The 15,138-nt window shown below is 69.4% G+C and carries 13 protein-coding genes; 1 reads left to right on the top strand and 12 read right to left on the bottom strand.

The features are described from left to right. Positions 1-27: 27 nt before the first annotated feature. The 5 genes from OH768_RS38470 to OH768_RS38450 form a co-directional block, all read right to left on the bottom strand. Positions 28-1,614, bottom strand: a complete 1,587-nt coding sequence (locus OH768_RS38470; protein WP_406460754.1) for a Na+/H+ antiporter — start codon at positions 1,612-1,614, stop codon at positions 28-30. Between the two features lie 90 nt (positions 1,615-1,704). Further along, positions 1,705-2,181 carry a GNAT family N-acetyltransferase gene (locus OH768_RS38465; RefSeq protein WP_406460752.1) on the bottom strand — a complete coding sequence of 159 codons (477 nt, stop codon included), beginning with the start codon at positions 2,179-2,181 and terminating at the stop codon, positions 1,705-1,707. Further along, entirely contained in the window at positions 2,178-3,122 is a 945-nt protein-coding gene (locus tag OH768_RS38460; protein WP_033284519.1) for an RluA family pseudouridine synthase, read from the bottom strand. The genes OH768_RS38465 and OH768_RS38460 overlap by 4 nt, the downstream gene beginning before the upstream one ends. 74 nt (positions 3,123-3,196) lie before the next feature. Further along, the gene (gene lspA / locus OH768_RS38455; RefSeq protein ID WP_406460749.1) at positions 3,197-3,772 is read right to left on the bottom strand and encodes a signal peptidase II; all 576 of its coding nucleotides are present in this window, start codon (positions 3,770-3,772) and stop codon (positions 3,197-3,199) included. 88 nt (positions 3,773-3,860) lie between these two features. Further along, positions 3,861-5,015: a TraR/DksA C4-type zinc finger protein gene (locus tag OH768_RS38450; RefSeq protein ID WP_406460748.1), complete on the bottom strand. Its 1,155-nt coding sequence runs from the start codon at positions 5,013-5,015 to the stop codon at positions 3,861-3,863. A 604-nt stretch (positions 5,016-5,619) separates the two neighbouring features. On the opposite strand from OH768_RS38450, the gene ileS reads away from it, so the two are divergent. Beyond that, positions 5,620-8,757, top strand: coding sequence for an isoleucine--tRNA ligase (gene ileS / locus OH768_RS38445; protein WP_406460746.1), 3,138 nt, complete (start codon positions 5,620-5,622; stop codon positions 8,755-8,757). A 228-nt stretch (positions 8,758-8,985) separates the two neighbouring features. Here the strand turns inward: ileS and OH768_RS38440 are convergent, their stop codons facing one another. The 7 genes from OH768_RS38440 to OH768_RS38410 form a co-directional block, all read right to left on the bottom strand. After that, positions 8,986-10,236, bottom strand: coding sequence for a DivIVA domain-containing protein (locus tag OH768_RS38440; RefSeq protein ID WP_406460745.1), 1,251 nt, complete (start codon positions 10,234-10,236; stop codon positions 8,986-8,988). A gap of 52 nt (positions 10,237-10,288) precedes the next feature. Next, positions 10,289-10,579 carry a YggT family protein gene (locus OH768_RS38435; protein WP_019067748.1) on the bottom strand — a complete coding sequence of 97 codons (291 nt, stop codon included), beginning with the start codon at positions 10,577-10,579 and terminating at the stop codon, positions 10,289-10,291. 50 nt (positions 10,580-10,629) lie between these two features. After that, positions 10,630-11,271, bottom strand: coding sequence for a cell division protein SepF (locus OH768_RS38430; RefSeq protein WP_406460742.1), 642 nt, complete (start codon positions 11,269-11,271; stop codon positions 10,630-10,632). Positions 11,272-11,399: 128 nt separating this feature from the next. Next, the gene (locus OH768_RS38425; RefSeq protein WP_406460740.1) at positions 11,400-12,119 is read right to left on the bottom strand and encodes a YggS family pyridoxal phosphate-dependent enzyme; all 720 of its coding nucleotides are present in this window, start codon (positions 12,117-12,119) and stop codon (positions 11,400-11,402) included. 6 nt (positions 12,120-12,125) lie between these two features. Further along, complete coding sequence (pgeF, locus tag OH768_RS38420) at positions 12,126-12,854, bottom strand: peptidoglycan editing factor PgeF (RefSeq protein WP_406460738.1); 729 nt, start codon at positions 12,852-12,854, stop codon at positions 12,126-12,128. Continuing rightward, on the bottom strand, positions 12,851-14,041 hold the full coding sequence (ftsZ, locus tag OH768_RS38415; RefSeq protein ID WP_406460737.1) for a cell division protein FtsZ: 1,191 nt from the start codon (positions 14,039-14,041) through the stop codon (positions 12,851-12,853). The genes pgeF and ftsZ overlap by 4 nt, the downstream gene beginning before the upstream one ends. Positions 14,042-14,318: 277 nt before the next feature. Next, positions 14,319-15,113, bottom strand: a complete 795-nt coding sequence (locus tag OH768_RS38410) for a cell division protein FtsQ/DivIB (RefSeq protein WP_406460735.1) — start codon at positions 15,111-15,113, stop codon at positions 14,319-14,321. Positions 15,114-15,138 lie beyond the last annotated feature (25 nt).

The following is a 15,138-nucleotide window of genomic DNA, read 5'->3' as shown; positions in this document are numbered from 1 at the left end:
GTGAACGGGCGGTGCGTGGGTGGGAGATCACCGCAGACTACGCACGTCGAGATGCCGAAGCACCCGGTCCACGATCTCCGGATCCGCCCCCGGCTCGCTCCGCGCCGCCAGCACCTCATGCCGAGCCGCGCTCATCATCTCGCCCTGGATCCGCCGCATCCGCTTCACCCGCTTCACCCTCTTCTCGTACGCCTCCCGCCGCTCCCCGTCCCCCACCTCGGGAGAGATCCGCACCCCGATGTCGAACGCCCGCCGCAGCAACTGCTCGGACACCTCCTCCGGCAGCTCCTCCACATCCTCGATCTCCCGCAGCCGCCGCTTCGCGGCCTTCGCCGCCCGCACCGCGAGCTCCTTCTCGAACGCCTTCTCGCTGTCGACATCGGCCCGCACCCCGAGCCGCTTCACCAGCCACGGCAGCGTGAGCCCCTGCAGCACCAGCGTCGCCATGATCACGCCGAACGCGATGAACACGATCTCGTCCCGGTCGGGGAACGCCGACCCGTCGTCCATCGTGAGCGGGATCGCCAGCGCCAGGGCCACAGAGGCCACCCCGCGCATCCCCGACCACCACATGATCACGGTCTCCCGCCAGGACGTCGGGATCTCCTCGTCGTAGTCCCGCTTGGCGTGCAGCCGTTTGGTCAGCCAGGTCGCCGGCAGCAGCCACGCCAGCCGTACGACCACGACGACACCGACGATCGCGGCGGCCCAGCCGAGCATCTCGCCCCAACGCCCGGACGCCGTACGGATCGCGTTGTGCAGCTCCAGCCCGATGAGCCCGAACGCGACCCCGGTGACCAGCGTGTCCACCACGTCCCACACGGTCGCCCCGGCGAGCCGGGTCAGCACGTCGTCGGCGCCGAGCGAGTACTCGGCGAGGAACAGGGCGGTGGTGAGCACGGCGAGCACGCCGGAGCCGTGCAGTTCGTCGGCCAGGACGTACGAGGCGTACGGCACCAGCAGCGTCAGGCCGATCTGCAGGGTGGCGTCGTCGAGCAGCGACATCAGCTTGTTCGCGGCCCAGCCCAGGGCCAGTCCGACCGCCACGGCGACGACCGCGGACAGCACGAAGTCGAGCCCCGCGCGCCAGGCGTTGAAGGACCCGCTCACGGCTGCGGCGATCGCCACGTGGTACAGCACGATGGCCGTGACGTCGTTGAAGAGGCCCTCACCCTCCAGGATCGACACCAGCCTCCGCGGCAGCCCGAGTTGCCCGGCGACGGCGGTCGCTGCGACCGGGTCCGGCGGTGCCACCAGCGCGCCGAGCGCGACGGCGGCGGCGATCGGCAGCCCGGGCACGATCGCGCTCGCGACGGCGGCCACGGCGAGGGTGGTGACGAACACCAGCGCCACGGCCAGCAGGAAGATGGGCCGGATGTTGGCGGTGAACTGCCGCCAGGAGGTGCGCCGTACGGCCGCGTACAGCAGCGGTGGCAGCAACAGGGGCAGGATCAGGTCGGGCGGGACGTTCACGTTCGGCACGAAGTCGGCGATCGCGAGGGCCATCCCGAGGAGCGTCATGAGCACCGGCGCCGGCAGACCGAACCGGTCCCCCAACGGGACACTCACCACGGCCCCGAGCAACAGGACGAACAACAGGGCCAATTGATCCACGGTCAGTGCTCCGGCGGGATCTAGACGTTCGGTTCACGCAGCGGACGCCCCAGCCTGCCACGCCGCCTGCCGGACCAGCCTTACGACGCCCTACGGCCGCAGAGCGCGCCGCATCGCCCGGTGCGGTATCCCGGCGTCCGGGAACTCCGGGCCGTACGCCTCGTAGCCGAGCCGTTCGTAGAACCCCAGCGCGTGCGTCTGGGCGTGCAGGTCCACCGCGGCCAGCCCACGCGCGCGTGCCGCGTCCTCGATGGCCCGCACCAGCGCGACCCCGACCCCGAGCCCCCGCGCCTCCTTGGTGACGGCCAGCCGCCCCAGGGAGCCCGCAGTGAGATCGCCGTCGGTCTTGGCCGCGGCGGCCTCACCGTGCAGCAGGCGCCCGGTGCCCAGCGGCAGCCCGTCCTCCCGCACGGCGAGCACATGCGTCGCTACGGCGTCGTACTCGTCGTACTCGAGCTCCTGGGGCACGCCCTGCTCGACGACGAAGACCTCCTTGCGCACCGCGAAGCAGGCCTCCTGGTCGGCCGGATCCTCGGCGACACGCACCACATAAGGCGTGGTACTCATGCGTACGTCTCCTCACGCACCAGGTCCAGGGCCTGCTGGAGGTCGTCCGGGTACCCGCTCTCGAACTCAACCCACTGGCCGTCGGCGGGGTGCTCGAAGCCGAGCCGGACGGCGTGCAGCCACTGGCGGGTCAGGCGCAGCCGCTTGGCGAGCGTCGGGTCGGCGCCGTACGTCAGGTCGCCCACGCACGGGTGCCGGTGGGCTGCCATGTGGACGCGGATCTGGTGGGTGCGGCCGGTCTCCAGCTTCACATCGAGCAGGGAGGCCGCGCGGAACGCCTCGATGAGGTCGTAGTGCGTGACGGACGGCTTGCCCTCGGCAGTGACCGCCCACTTGTAGTCGTGGTTCGGGTGGCGGCCGATGGGGGCGTCGATGGTGCCGCTGGTCGGATCGGGGTGGCCCTGGACCAGCGTGTGGTAGCGCTTGTCGACCGTGCGCTCCTTGAACTGGCGCTTCAGCGAGGTGTACGCGCGCTCCGACTTCGCGACCACCATCAGGCCGGAGGTGCCTACGTCGAGGCGGTGCACGATGCCCTGGCGCTCGGCGGCACCGGACGTCGAGATCCGGTACCCGGCGGCGGCCAGCCCGCCGATGACGGTCGTGCCGGTCCAGCCGGGGCTGGGGTGGGCGGCGACGCCGACCGGCTTCACGATCACGATCACGTCATCGTCGTCGTAGACGATCTCCATGCCCTCGACGGGCTCGGCGACGATCTGCACGGGCGCGGGCGCCTGCGGCATCTCGACCTCCAGCCAGGCCCCGCCGTGCACGCGCTCGGACTTCCCGACCACCGAGCCGTCGACCGTGACCTTCCCCGCCGCGGCCAGCTCGGCGGCCTTCGTACGGGAGAAGCCGAACATGCGGGAGATGGCGGCGTCGACACGCTCGCCCTCCAGGCCGTCGGGCACGGGCAGGTTTCGGATCTCGGGAACTGTGCTCACCCGGTCGAGTATGCCGGACGGGTCCGACACCGCCTTACGCGAGCCGGTGCGCTCGGCCCTCATGGGCCTCGCGCTCAGTCCTTGTGGACCGTGCCGTCCGGGTCGAGGCCGCGGAAGGAGAGCAGCACGATCAGTATGCCGCCGCAGACGATCGCCGAGTCGGCGAGGTTGAAGACGGCGAAGCCCTTGGGCGCGATGAAGTCGACGACCTCGCCCTGGAAGATGCCGGGCGAGCGGAAGATCCGGTCGGTGAGGTTGCCGAGGGCGCCGCCCAGCAGGAGCCCGAGCGCAATCGCCCAGGGCAGGCTGTAGAGCTTGCGGGCCAGCCGGGCGATCACCACGATCACGGCGGCGGCGATCATCGTGAAGATGACCGTGAAGGCCGCGCCGAACCCGAAGGCCGCGCCGGGGTTGCGGATCGCGTGGAACTCCAGCCAGTCCCCGAGGACCTCGATCGGCGCGTGGTGCTCCAGCTTGGCCACCACGAGCAGCTTGCTGACCAGGTCGAGGGTGTACGCGAACGCGGCCACCGCGAACAACACGGCGATCCGGCGCCTGCCCCTGGGGCGCGCGGTCTCGCCCCACTCCGGCTCGGCCCCCGCCGCCTCTGGGGTATCCGGCGTACCGATGATGCGCTCCGCCTCTGCCACGTGAGTCCCTCGAACCTAGGTACCTGACTGAGGAAGAGGGTACGGCACACCTCTCGGCACCCTCTGTACCGGCGTTCAGTACCGGCGCTCAGTAGCGGCGTTCCTGCTTCTGCTTGCACTCGACGCACAGGGTGGCCCGCGGGAAGGCCTGCATGCGCGCCTTGCCGATCGGGTTGCCGCAGTTCTCGCACAGGCCGTACGTGCCCGCGTCCAGCTTCCCGAGGGCGCGCTCGGTCTGGATCAGCATCTCGCGCGCGTTGGCGGCCAGCGCCATCTCGCTCTCGCGCGTGATGTTCTTGGTGCCGGTGTCGGCCTGGTCGTCGCCGGCGCCGTCCCCGGAGTCCCGCATCAGGCCGGCGAGGGCCCGCTCGGTGGACGTGATCTCCTCGCTCAGCCGCTCGGCGTCGGCCTGCAGCTCGGTGCGGGCCTCCTCGACCTCCTGAGGCGTCCAGGGGTCCTCGCCCGGGCGGACCGCCAGCTCGCCCGGCCCGGCCGCCGCGGCGAGCCGCGCCTTGGGAACGGGTGTCTTCGCCGCCGTGGCCGTACCAGGAGTCTTCTTCGCAACCACCGTCGTGGCTCCCGTCTGCTCCGCGGCCCGCGCCGCGCCCGCCGTTGCCTTCTTGGCCGCACTCTTCGTGCGCTTCGCGCTGTTCGTCGTCTTGGCGGTCGCCGTCGACCTGGCCGTCGACTTGGCCGTCGATTTCGTGGTCGCCTTGGTGGCCGACTTCTCGATCGCCGACTTCTTGGTGGCCGCCTTCGCGGTCGACTTCGTAGGGGTGCTCTTCTTCGTAGGGGTGCTCTTCGGGGATTCACTCGGGGCGCCTGCGGCCTTCGGAGCGGCGGTCTTCTTCACAGCCGCCTTCTTCGCCACCGTCGTCCCAGGAGTCGCGACTTTCGTAGCCGCCGTCTTCGTAGCCGTGGCCTTCTTCGTCGCCGCCTTCTTCACCACCGCCGACTTCGCGGTGCTCTTCTTGGCCGCCGCCTTCTTGGTGGCCGCCGGTCTCTCGGGTCCCTCCTCCGGAGCTTTCCCGGAAGAAGCCACTTTCGATGCGACCGCCTTCTTCACAGCCGCTTTCCTCACGGCCGCCTTCTTCACGGCAGTCGTCTTCACGGCCGCCTTCTTCGCCGCGGTCGTCTTCACCGCGCTCTTCTTGCCGCTCACGTCCTTGGCCCCACCGCCGGAGGCACTGGCGCTCGTGGACCCGGACGCCGACTGCTGTACGGCGGTCTTCTTCGCCACCATGGCCGCGGCCCCTTCACATTTTGTGATCACGCACGCGAATCGTGCTGGGACGATAAATCGACTTGAGTCCCGCGGCAACGGGGCACGCCGCCCGATTCGTCCACCCTTCCGGCCCCGCGCGGCGAGCCTTCATGCGTTGTGCCCAGCTCCCCGCCGGGTAATCCGCCGAGCCCGGCAGCCCGGACCTCGAACGCGCGTTCAGCGCCATTCGAGTCACACGGCAGGCCGGGAAGCCCCCGGCCGAGGCCCCCGCAAAACCGGTCGGCCGCTGTCCGCGCGGGCCCGTACACTGGGCGGAGCGAGAAGCGTGGATGGGGACGAGTAGCGGCGTACGCAGCCCAGAGCGACCCGGGGACGGTGGAAGCCCGGGGGCGAGCGCGACGTGAAGATCACCCCGGAGCCGCCGGAAGAAAGCCGCAGCCGACCGGCCGCGGCGAGTAGACCCGGTATCGCGACCCCAATGAGGGGGCTCACTGGTGCGCAGGGTGCACCGGGGAGCCAAGGAGGGTGGTACCGCGGGAGCGCGCCGCACACGGCGTACGGAAAGTCGTAGCTCTCGTCCCTCCGGACGGAAGGCAGAAAGTCCGCCGGAGGAAGCTCGCTGATGACAACGCCGACGTACCGCCAGGTGCCCGCCCAGGTCGACCTGCCCGCGCTCGAGCACGCCGTGCTCGACTTCTGGCGCGAGCAGAAGATCTTCGCCAAGACCCTGGACCAGTCCGAGGGGCGCCCCGAGTGGGTGTTCTACGAGGGCCCGCCCACGGCCAACGGCATGCCGGGCGCCCACCACATCGAGGCGCGCGTCTTCAAGGACGTCTTCCCCCGCTTCCGGACCATGCGCGGCTACCACGTGGGCCGCAAGGCCGGCTGGGACTGCCACGGCCTCCCGGTGGAGCTGGCGGTCGAGAAGGAACTCGGCTTCACCGACAAGCAGGACATCGAGGCGTACGGCATCGCCGAGTTCAACGCCAAGTGCCGCGAGTCCGTGACCCGGCACACCGACGCCTTCACCGAGCTGACGACCCGCATGGGGTACTGGGTCGACCTGGACGACGCGTACCGCACGATGGACCCCGAGTACATCGAGTCGGTCTGGTGGTCGCTCAAGGAGATCTTCAACAAGGGCCTGCTGGTCCAGGACTACCGCGTCGCCCCCTGGTGCCCGCGCGACCAGACGGGTCTCTCGGACCACGAGCTGGCGCAGGGCTACGAGACGGTCGTCGACCCCTCCGTGTACGTCCGTTTCCCGCTCACCTCCGGTCCGCTGGCCGGTCGTGCCGCGCTCCTGGTGTGGACGACGACGCCCTGGACGCTGGTGTCCAACACGGCCGTCGCGGCCCACCCCGAGGTCACCTACGTCGTCGCGACGAACGGCGAGGAGCAGCTCGTCGTCGCCGAGCCGCTGCTCGCCAAGGCCCTCGGCGAGGGCTGGGAGACCACCGGTGAGACCTTCACCGGCGCCGAGATGGAGCGCTGGACATATCAACGTCCGTTCGAGCTCGTGGAGTTCCCGGAGCCGGCCCACTACGTGGTGAACGCCGAGTACGTGACGGTCGAGGACGGTACGGGTCTGGTCCACCAGTCCCCCGCCTTCGGCGAGGAGGACCTCAAGGTCTGCCGCGCGTACGGCCTGCCGGTCGTGAACCCGGTCCGCCCGAACGGCACCTTCGCCGAGGACGTCCCGCTGGTAGGCGGTGTCTTCTTCAAGAAGGCCGACGAAAAGCTCACCGAGGACCTCAAGGACCGCGGGCTGCTCTTCAAGCACGTGCCGTACGAGCACAGTTACCCGCACTGCTGGCGCTGCCACACCGCGCTCCTGTACTACGCGCAGCCCTCCTGGTACATCCGCACCACGGCCGTCAAGGACCGTCTCCTCCAGGAGAACGAGAACACCAACTGGTTCCCGGACACCGTCAAGCACGGCCGGTACGGCGACTGGCTGAACAACAACATCGACTGGGCGCTGTCCCGCAGCCGCTACTGGGGCACCCCGCTGCCGATCTGGCGCTGCGAGGACGACCACCTCACGGTCGTCGGTTCCCGCGCGGAGCTGACCGAGCTGACCGGCACCGACCAGTCGAACCTAGACCCGCACCGCCCGTTCATCGACGCGGTCACCTTCGCCTGCCCCCAGTGCGGCGAGACGGCCACGCGCGTGCCCGAGGTCATCGACGCCTGGTACGACTCGGGTTCGATGCCGTTCGCGCAGTGGGGCTACCCGTACAAGAACAAGGAGATGTTCGAGTCCCGCTACCCGGCGCAGTTCATCTCCGAGGCGATCGACCAGACCCGCGGCTGGTTCTACACGCTGATGGCGGTCGGCACCCTTGTCTTCGACAAGTCGTCGTACGAGAACGTGGTGTGCCTCGGCCACATCCTCGCCGAGGACGGCCGCAAGATGTCCAAGCACCTGGGCAACATCCTGCAGCCGATCCCGCTGATGGACCAGCACGGCGCGGACGCGGTGCGCTGGTTCATGGCGGCCGGCGGTTCCCCGTGGGCGGCACGCCGCGTGGGCCACGGCACCATCCAGGAGGTCGTCCGCAAGACGCTCCTCACCTACTGGAACACGGTCGCCTTCCAGGCCCTGTACGCGCGCACGTCCGACTGGGCACCGAGCGCGGCGGACCCGGCCCCGGCCGACCGCCCGGTCCTGGACCGCTGGCTGCTGTCCGAACTCCACGCGCTCACCGACCAGGTGACACAGGCTCTGGAGTCCTACGACACCCAGCGCGCCGGCAAGCTCCTGTCGGCGTTCGTCGACGACCTGTCCAACTGGTACGTCCGCCGCTCCCGTCGCCGCTTCTGGCAGGGCGACAAGGCCGCGCTGCGCACCCTGCACGAGGTCGTCGAGACGGTCACCAAGCTGATGGCCCCGCTGACCCCGTTCATCACCGAGCGGGTCTGGCAGGACCTGATCGTCCCGGTGACCCCGGGCGCCCCGGAGTCCGTCCACCTCTCCTCGTGGCCGGAGGCGGACCTGTCCGTCATCAACCCGGAGCTGTCCAAGCAGATGGTCCTCGTACGGCGCCTGGTGGAGCTGGGCCGGGCCACGCGCGCGGAGTCGGGCGTCAAGACGCGCCAGCCGCTGTCCCGCGCGCTGATCGCGGCGACGGGCTTCGCCGCCCTGGACCGCGAACTGCACGCGCAGATCACGGAGGAGCTGAACGTCGAGGGGCTCGCTTCACTGAGCGAGGTCGGCGGCTCGCTGGTCGACACCACGGCGAAGGCCAACTTCCGCGCCCTGGGCAAGCGGTTCGGCAAGCGCGTCCAGGATGTCGCGAAGGCCGTCGCGAACGCGGACGCGGCTGCCCTGTCCCTGGCCCTGCGCGAGGGCACGGCGACCGTCGACGTGGACGGCGAGACCATCACGCTGGCTCCGGATGAGGTGATCATCACAGAGACCCCGCGCGAGGGCTGGTCCGTGGCGTCCGACTCGGGTGCGACGGTCGCCCTCGACCTGGAGATCACGGAGGAGCTGCGGCAGGCGGGCCTGGCCCGTGACGCGATCCGGCTGATCCAGGAGGCCCGCAAGAACAGCGGCCTGGACGTGGCCGACCGGATCGCGCTGCGCTGGACGTCGACCGACCCGGAGGTCATCTCGGCGCTGGCCGAGCACGCGGCCCTGATCGCCGACGAGGTGCTGGCGCTGGACTTCGCCCAGGGTGAGGCGGACGACACGTACGGCGTCCCGTTCACGGACGAGGGGTTGTCGCTGGTGTTCCGCCTGCGTAAGGCGTAAGCACCACTGGTGTGAGAAAGGGCCCGGTCTCCGTGGAGGAGGCTGGGCCCTTTCTCATTGGCTCGGGTGGGACCTGGAACGTGCGCCCACGCGGCGGAGCCGCAAATCGATACAGCCCCGCGCCCCTGAGTGAGATCAGGCATCCCGCGTCAAAGGGCGGGGCCCCCGGAAGATCCGGGGGCCCCGCCCTTTGAACGCTGCCGACGCCCGAGGCGTACTACAGGCCGGTCAGTTGTCGTCCTCGTCGATCAGGAAGCCGCGCATCGGCGAGGGGGCCTGGCCCATCGGGGAGGGGCCCTGCGGCCGTACCGGAGCCATCGGCTGGGTCATCGCCGGGGACATCTGCTGCTGGCCGCCATAGGACGGTCCGGCCGGAGCCGGGCCCCCCATGCCACCCATGCCCTGCGGGCCGCCGTACGACGGGGCGCTCGCGCCGGCCGGGGCCATCGAGGGCGCCGGGGACGGCGGAAGCGACGCGGCGGCCGGAGCGCGCGGCGGAGCCAGCGAGTCGTCGGCCTGGGTTTCCAACTGACGCAGCTGGGACTCCAGGTAGGACTTCAGACGCGTGCGGTACTCGCGCTCGAAGCCGCGCAGGTCCTCGACCTTGCGCTCCAGCGTGGCGCGGGCGGACTCCAGGGAGCCCATCGCAACGCGGTGCTTCTCCTGCGCGTCCCGCTCCAGGGCGTCGGCCTTGGAACGGGCGTCGCGCTCGAGACCCTCGGCGCGCGAACGGGCCTCGCCGACGATCTTGTTGGCCTCGGAACGGGCCTCGGCGATCGCCTGGTCGGCGGTCTGCTGAGCCAGCGAGAGGACACGGGCGGCGCTGTCGCCACCGGGGCCCTGCTGCGGCATACCGCCGCCCATCGGTCCGCCCATGCCCATCTGCTGCTGCATGGGGGGCTGGCCCATCTGACCCTGCATCGGGCCCTGGCCCATCTGCTGCATCTGACCCTGCATCGGGCCCTGGCCCATCTGGCCCTGCATCGGACCCTGGCCCATGGGGCCCTGTCCCATCGGACCCTGGCCCTGCGGGCCACCCTGGCCGCCGGGGCCGGGCGGCAGTTGCGGGGCGCCGCTCGGCAGCTGGGGCGGGCCGCCCATGGGGCCGCCCATCTGCTGCTGCGGCGGGCCCGATATGCCGGCGGGCACCGGGGCGCCCGGACCGCGCATGCCCTGCTGCGGCATTCCCTGCTGCGGCATGCCTTGCGGGGGCATGCCCTGCTGGGGCATCCCCTGTTGCTGCATGCCGCCCTGCTGCTGGTCCTGTTCCGGGGGCTTGCGCATGTTCTGCTGGTTCTGGGCAGCGGCACGCGTGGCCGCGGCCAGTTTGGCGCGCAGGTCCTCGTTCTCGCGGAGCAAGCGCGTCAGTTCGGCTTCGACCTCGTCGAGGAAGGCATCAACCTCGTCCTCGTCATAGCCTTCTCGAAGGCGGACGGTCGTGAACTGCTTGTTCCGCACGTCCTCGGGGGTCAACGGCATCTCTTCACCTCAACGTAGTCATCGGCAGTCGGCAAGACCGTATCGTCCACTGTCACCCCGCGAGATTGCCCACGATAGAGATCAAGATGTAGACGATGATCATCAGGACGAAGAAGGACAGGTCGAGCGCCACGCCCCCGAGACGCAACGGCGGAATGAACCGCCGTAGAAGCTTCAACGGTGGATCGGTGACAGTGTAGGCGGCCTCCAGAACGACCACCATCGCCTTGCCGGGTTGCCATGAGCGGGCGAACTGGAAGACGTAGTCCATGACCAACCGGAAGATGAGCACGATGAGGAACACCATCAGCGCGATGTAGATCACCTGCGCGAACACGCTCATGGTCTGTCTTTCCCTCTCCCCTGTTCCGTGCTTCCTAGCGGCTGTCTGTCTCAGCTCTGATTGAAGAACCCGCCCTCTGCGATGCGGGCCTTGTCCTCCGCCGTGACATCGACGTTAGCAGGCGACAACAGGAACACCTTCTGCGTCACCCGCTCGATGCTGCCGTGAAGACCAAACACCAAACCGGCCGCAAAGTCGACAAGTCGCTTGGCGTCTGTGTCATCCATCTCAGTCAGATTCATGATCACCGGGGTGCCTTCACGGAAGTGTTCCCCGATAGTACGGGCCTCGTTGTAGGTCCGGGGGTGAAGTGTGGTGATCCGGTAAGGCTCTCGTTCCGACACGACCTTGGGCATGATCACCGGTGCGTTCTTCTCCAGGGACTGGCGTTCTTGTGTGATGGATGCCACGGGCGCGATACGCGCCGGACGCCCTGATTCCGCACCCAGTGAAGCGGAATGGGACACGGGATCGCGAGGGGCCGAAGGCTGCACCACTCGTACCGGTTCATCCCTTTGGGACTGATGTGAACTGTGTACCTGATGCGACGGCTCGTGCCGCCGCCGGTCCCGCTCGGGCTCGGGGTCCAGTTCGGGTTCGAAGTCGTCATCGGGGTCGAAACCCCGGCCGTCGTACCCATCGTCCTCCACGAGGCCGAGGTAGACCGCCATCTTGCGCATCGCGCCGGCCATTCTCTGAGTCCTCCGCTCTGTGGTGGATCGGCTGACGACTGCCAAGTGCCCGCGATCCACGAGGTCGTTACGCCCGCCTTCGGCGGCAATGACCATATTTTCTGCTGTGGTCCGACTTCCTGGCGACGTTACCCGAGCCTGGGGCGCACGCCGAGTACCGCAGTGCCGACGCGTACATGTGTCGCTCCGGCTGCCACGGCCTGTTCGAGGTCCGCACTCATCCCTGCCGACACCATGTTCGCAGCCGGATGGGCTCGGCGCAGGTCAGTCGACAAATCCATCAACCGCCCGAACGCCTCCTGTTGGCGTCCCGCGTACTCCCCGGTGAGCGGAGCGACGGTCATCAGACCGTCGAGCCGCAGCCCCGGGGAGGCGGCCACCAGGTCGGCCAACTCCCCTACGCCGCCCGGCCCCACGCCACCCCGCTCGCCCCGCCCGCTCACTCCCGCGTCGAGAGCGACCTGGATGAGACAGCCCAGTTCGCGCCCGGACCGCTCGGCCTCCTTCGACAGCGCGGTCACGAGGCGGGCCCGGTCGACCGATTGCACGACATCGGCGTAACCGACCACAGATCGCACCTTGTTGGTCTGCAACTGGCCGACGAAGTGCCAACTCAGCGGCAGATCTGCGCATTCGGCCGCCTTCGGGGCGGCGTCCTGGTCCCGGTTCTCGGCGACATGACGCACACCGAGTTCGGCCAGCGTTCGTACGTCGCTCGCCGGATAGGTCTTGGTGACCACGATCAGGGTCACCTCCTCGCGCTTCCGCCCGGCCGCGGCACAGGCGGCGGCGATGCGCTCCTCGACTTTCGCCAGATTCGCGGCGAGTTCGTCCCTACGGTCCGTCATGCACCATCAGTCCAGCCACACATAGCTCGCGAGCCGCCCGGTGGTGCGGTCGCGGCGGTACGAGAAGTGGTCGCCCGATTCACGGGTGCACACCGGCGACTGCTCCCGGTCGCGCACTCCGAGCCGGTCGAGCTGCGCGTGCGCCCCGGCGGTCACATCGACCGCGGGAGTGCCCCAGCTCGTCTCGGCGTACGCCGCGGGTTCCACGGCGGCGACGTCGGCGCGCATGTCCGCGGGCACTTCGTAGCACCGGCCGCAGACCGCGGGTCCGGTGCGGGCGACGATCCGGGCGGGCTCGGCGCCGAGTTCCGTCATGGCCCGTACGACGGCGGGTACGACCCCTGCCACCATGCCCGGGCGTCCGGCGTGGGCCGCGCCCGCGATCCCGGCGACCGGGTCGGCGAGCAGGACCGGGGTGCAGTCGGCGGTCAGGACCGCGAGGGCGAGTCCGCGCCGGGCGGTGACGAGCGCGTCGACGGACGGGATGCCGGCGGCGCCCCAGGGCCCGTCGACGACCGCCACGTCCGCGCCGTGCACCTGGTTCATCCAGACCACCAGCGCCGGGTCCAAGCCCAGTGACTTGGCGGCCAGTTCGCGATTGGTACGTACCGCGTCGGGGTCGTCGCCGACCGCGCCGCCGAGGTTGAGCTCCTCGTACGGAACGGCGCTCACCCCGCCCCACCTGTCGGTGAAGGAGAAGTGCGCGCCGCTCACGGTGTCGAACTGTCCTATCACTTCAGGAAGTCCGGTACGTCCAGCTCCTCGGCGGCGCTGTCCGAGTAGGCCCGCGACGGCGGGACCGGCGGGGCGACCGGGAGGTCGGCGACCGGCTCCTGGGCGGGCTCCGGCTCCTCCTTGGGCTTGACGCTGCCGAGCGAGCCGAAGGACGGCCGGCTCTCGTTCTGCCGTACCGGAGTCGGCTCGTCGCGGCGGGCCGAGGACGAACCCATGGTGCTCTCGCGGCGGGTCGGCGGCTGGCCGCCGTCGAAGCCGGCCGCGATCACGGTGACCCGGACCTCGTCGCCGAGGGCGTCGTCGATGACCGCACCGAAGATGATGTTGGCCTCGGGGTGGGCGGCCTCGCTGACCAGTTGGGCCGCTTCGTTGATCTCGAACAGGCCGAGGTCGGAGCCGCCGGAGATGGAGAGCAGGACGCCGCGGGCGCCGTCGATGGAGGCCTCGAGGAGCGGCGAGGAGATCGCCATCTCGGCCGCCGCCACCGCGCGGTCGTCGCCGCGGGCCGAGCCGATGCCCATGAGGGCCGAACCGGCCTCGGACATCACGGACTTGACGTCGGCGAAGTCGAGGTTGATCAGGCCGGGTGTGGTGATGAGGTCGGTGATGCCCTGAACGCCGGAGAGCAGGACCTGGTCCGCCGACTTGAAGGCGTCGAGGACCGAGACCTGGCGGTCCGAGATGGACAGCAGCCGGTCGTTCGGGATGACGATGAGGGTGTCGACCTCTTCGCGGAGTTCGGCGATGCCGTCCTCCGCCTGGTTGGCCCTGCGCCGTCCTTCGAAGGTGAAGGGGCGGGTGACCACGCCGATGGTGAGGGCGCCCAGGGAGCGGGCGATGTTGGCCACGACGGGGGCGCCGCCGGTGCCGGTGCCGCCGCCCTCGCCGGCCGTCACGAAGACCATGTCGGCCCCCTTGAGGACCTCCTCGATCTCCTCGCGGTGATCCTCGGCGGCCTTGCGGCCGACGGCCGGGTTGGCGCCGGCGCCGAGTCCGCGGGTGAGTTCGCGGCCGACGTCGAGTTTGACGTCGGCGTCGCTCATCAACAGCGCCTGCGCGTCGGTGTTGATGGCGATGAACTCGACGCCCTTGAGACCGACCTCGATCATCCGGTTGATGGCATTGACACCACCGCCGCCGACACCGATGACTTTGATGACTGCGAGGTAGTTCTGCGGTGCTGCCACGTCGAAGGCCTCTCGCCTCGAGTTACGTGTCGTCGATCGCGGTGCTCCGCGATCCGACGACGGATGCCGAATGGGACGGTCCGTAGCGCCGACCCGAACCCTAACGTTGAAGTTTAGGGTTACCAGTGTGTCCGTTCCTTGAAGTCTTCTGAACAGGACACTAAGTCGACAAGTGGCGCACGTTCAACGAACACGCCGAACCTCCCGTTTTTCTTTTCACCCTATGTGATCAGCCGTAGCGCTGCCCAACCAGGGTGCTGGCCTGCGCGAATGTGCGTCAACTCCCGGCTGACGCAGGGGCGGTGGGAACACTTACGTCGAAGTGCCGGGCTCCGGAAGCTGCTTTCATGAGAGCGGTGAGCGTACGCGCCTTCGCCGCACCCTTGTCGCCACTTCCCCACGAGACGGTCCGGCCGCCGCTCAACTCCAGTGAGATGTCGTCGTAGGAACGGACCTTGACGACCCGTGTGTCGCGCGCGACGGCGGCCGGAATGTCACCCGCGACGCGCACCGCCTCGCGGATGAGTCGGTCCTCGCCGAAACGACGCAGGCCGATGGCGGAGGAAGCCGTGGGAGAGAGCGCCAATTCGAGGGTGGGGATGGACTTCGGTGGCGTGGAAACGGTGGCGAATCGCACGCCCTCGTCGTCCACTTCGACGAAGTTTCCGCCCTTTTTAGCCACCAGGACCGGGCTGCGTTCGGTCACTTTCAGCCCGATTCCATGAGGCCAGGAACGGACTACATCAACGGTGTCAATTCGGGGCAATTTCCTGCGGAGTCGGGCTTCGATCGCAGCGGTGTCGACGGAAATGAGCGGTCCGCCGACCGGAACTCCGGCGGCTTCGCGCACCTGCTCCGGCGTCAGGACTTCGGTCCCGGAGACCGACACCTTCTCCACCCGGAGCCACTGAGAGCCGTAGAGCAGCCAGACCGTGGCGGCGCCCAACAGGACTGCCGCGAGGGCGAGTACGACAATCAGACGAAGGCGTCGCGGCCCCAGGCGCCGGACAAGGGGCGGGCCGGACGACTCCTGTTGGCGTTCACCGCGTTCGGCGGTCGTCGGTCCGGCCACGATCCCCTGCCTCTCTCACATCTGG

It is taken from the genome of Streptomyces sp. NBC_01622 (genome assembly GCF_045209635.1).
GTDB lineage: Bacteria > Actinomycetota > Actinomycetes > Streptomycetales > Streptomycetaceae > Streptomyces.
Note: the sequence above shows the minus strand (reverse complement) of the source record. Positions and strands in the feature narration are given on the sequence as shown.

Bases quoted from the DNA above. Each gene is read 5' to 3' on its own strand.
- OH768_RS38465 (WP_406460752.1), bottom strand. From the start codon at position 2,181: ATGAGTACCACGCCTTATGTGGTGCGTGTCGCCGAGGATCCGGCCGAC.
- OH768_RS38450 (WP_406460748.1), bottom strand. From the start codon at position 5,015: ATGGTGGCGAAGAAGACCGCCGTACAGCAGTCGGCGTCCGGGTCCACG.
- OH768_RS38425 (WP_406460740.1), bottom strand. From the start codon at position 12,119: ATGACGGACCGTAGGGACGAACTCGCCGCGAATCTGGCGAAAGTCGAG.
- ileS (WP_406460746.1), top strand. From the start codon at position 5,620: ATGACAACGCCGACGTACCGCCAGGTGCCCGCCCAGGTCGACCTGCCC.
- OH768_RS38440 (WP_406460745.1), bottom strand. From the start codon at position 10,236: ATGCCGTTGACCCCCGAGGACGTGCGGAACAAGCAGTTCACGACCGTC.
- OH768_RS38430 (WP_406460742.1), bottom strand. From the start codon at position 11,271: ATGGCCGGCGCGATGCGCAAGATGGCGGTCTACCTCGGCCTCGTGGAG.
- OH768_RS38435 (WP_019067748.1), bottom strand. From the start codon at position 10,579: ATGAGCGTGTTCGCGCAGGTGATCTACATCGCGCTGATGGTGTTCCTC.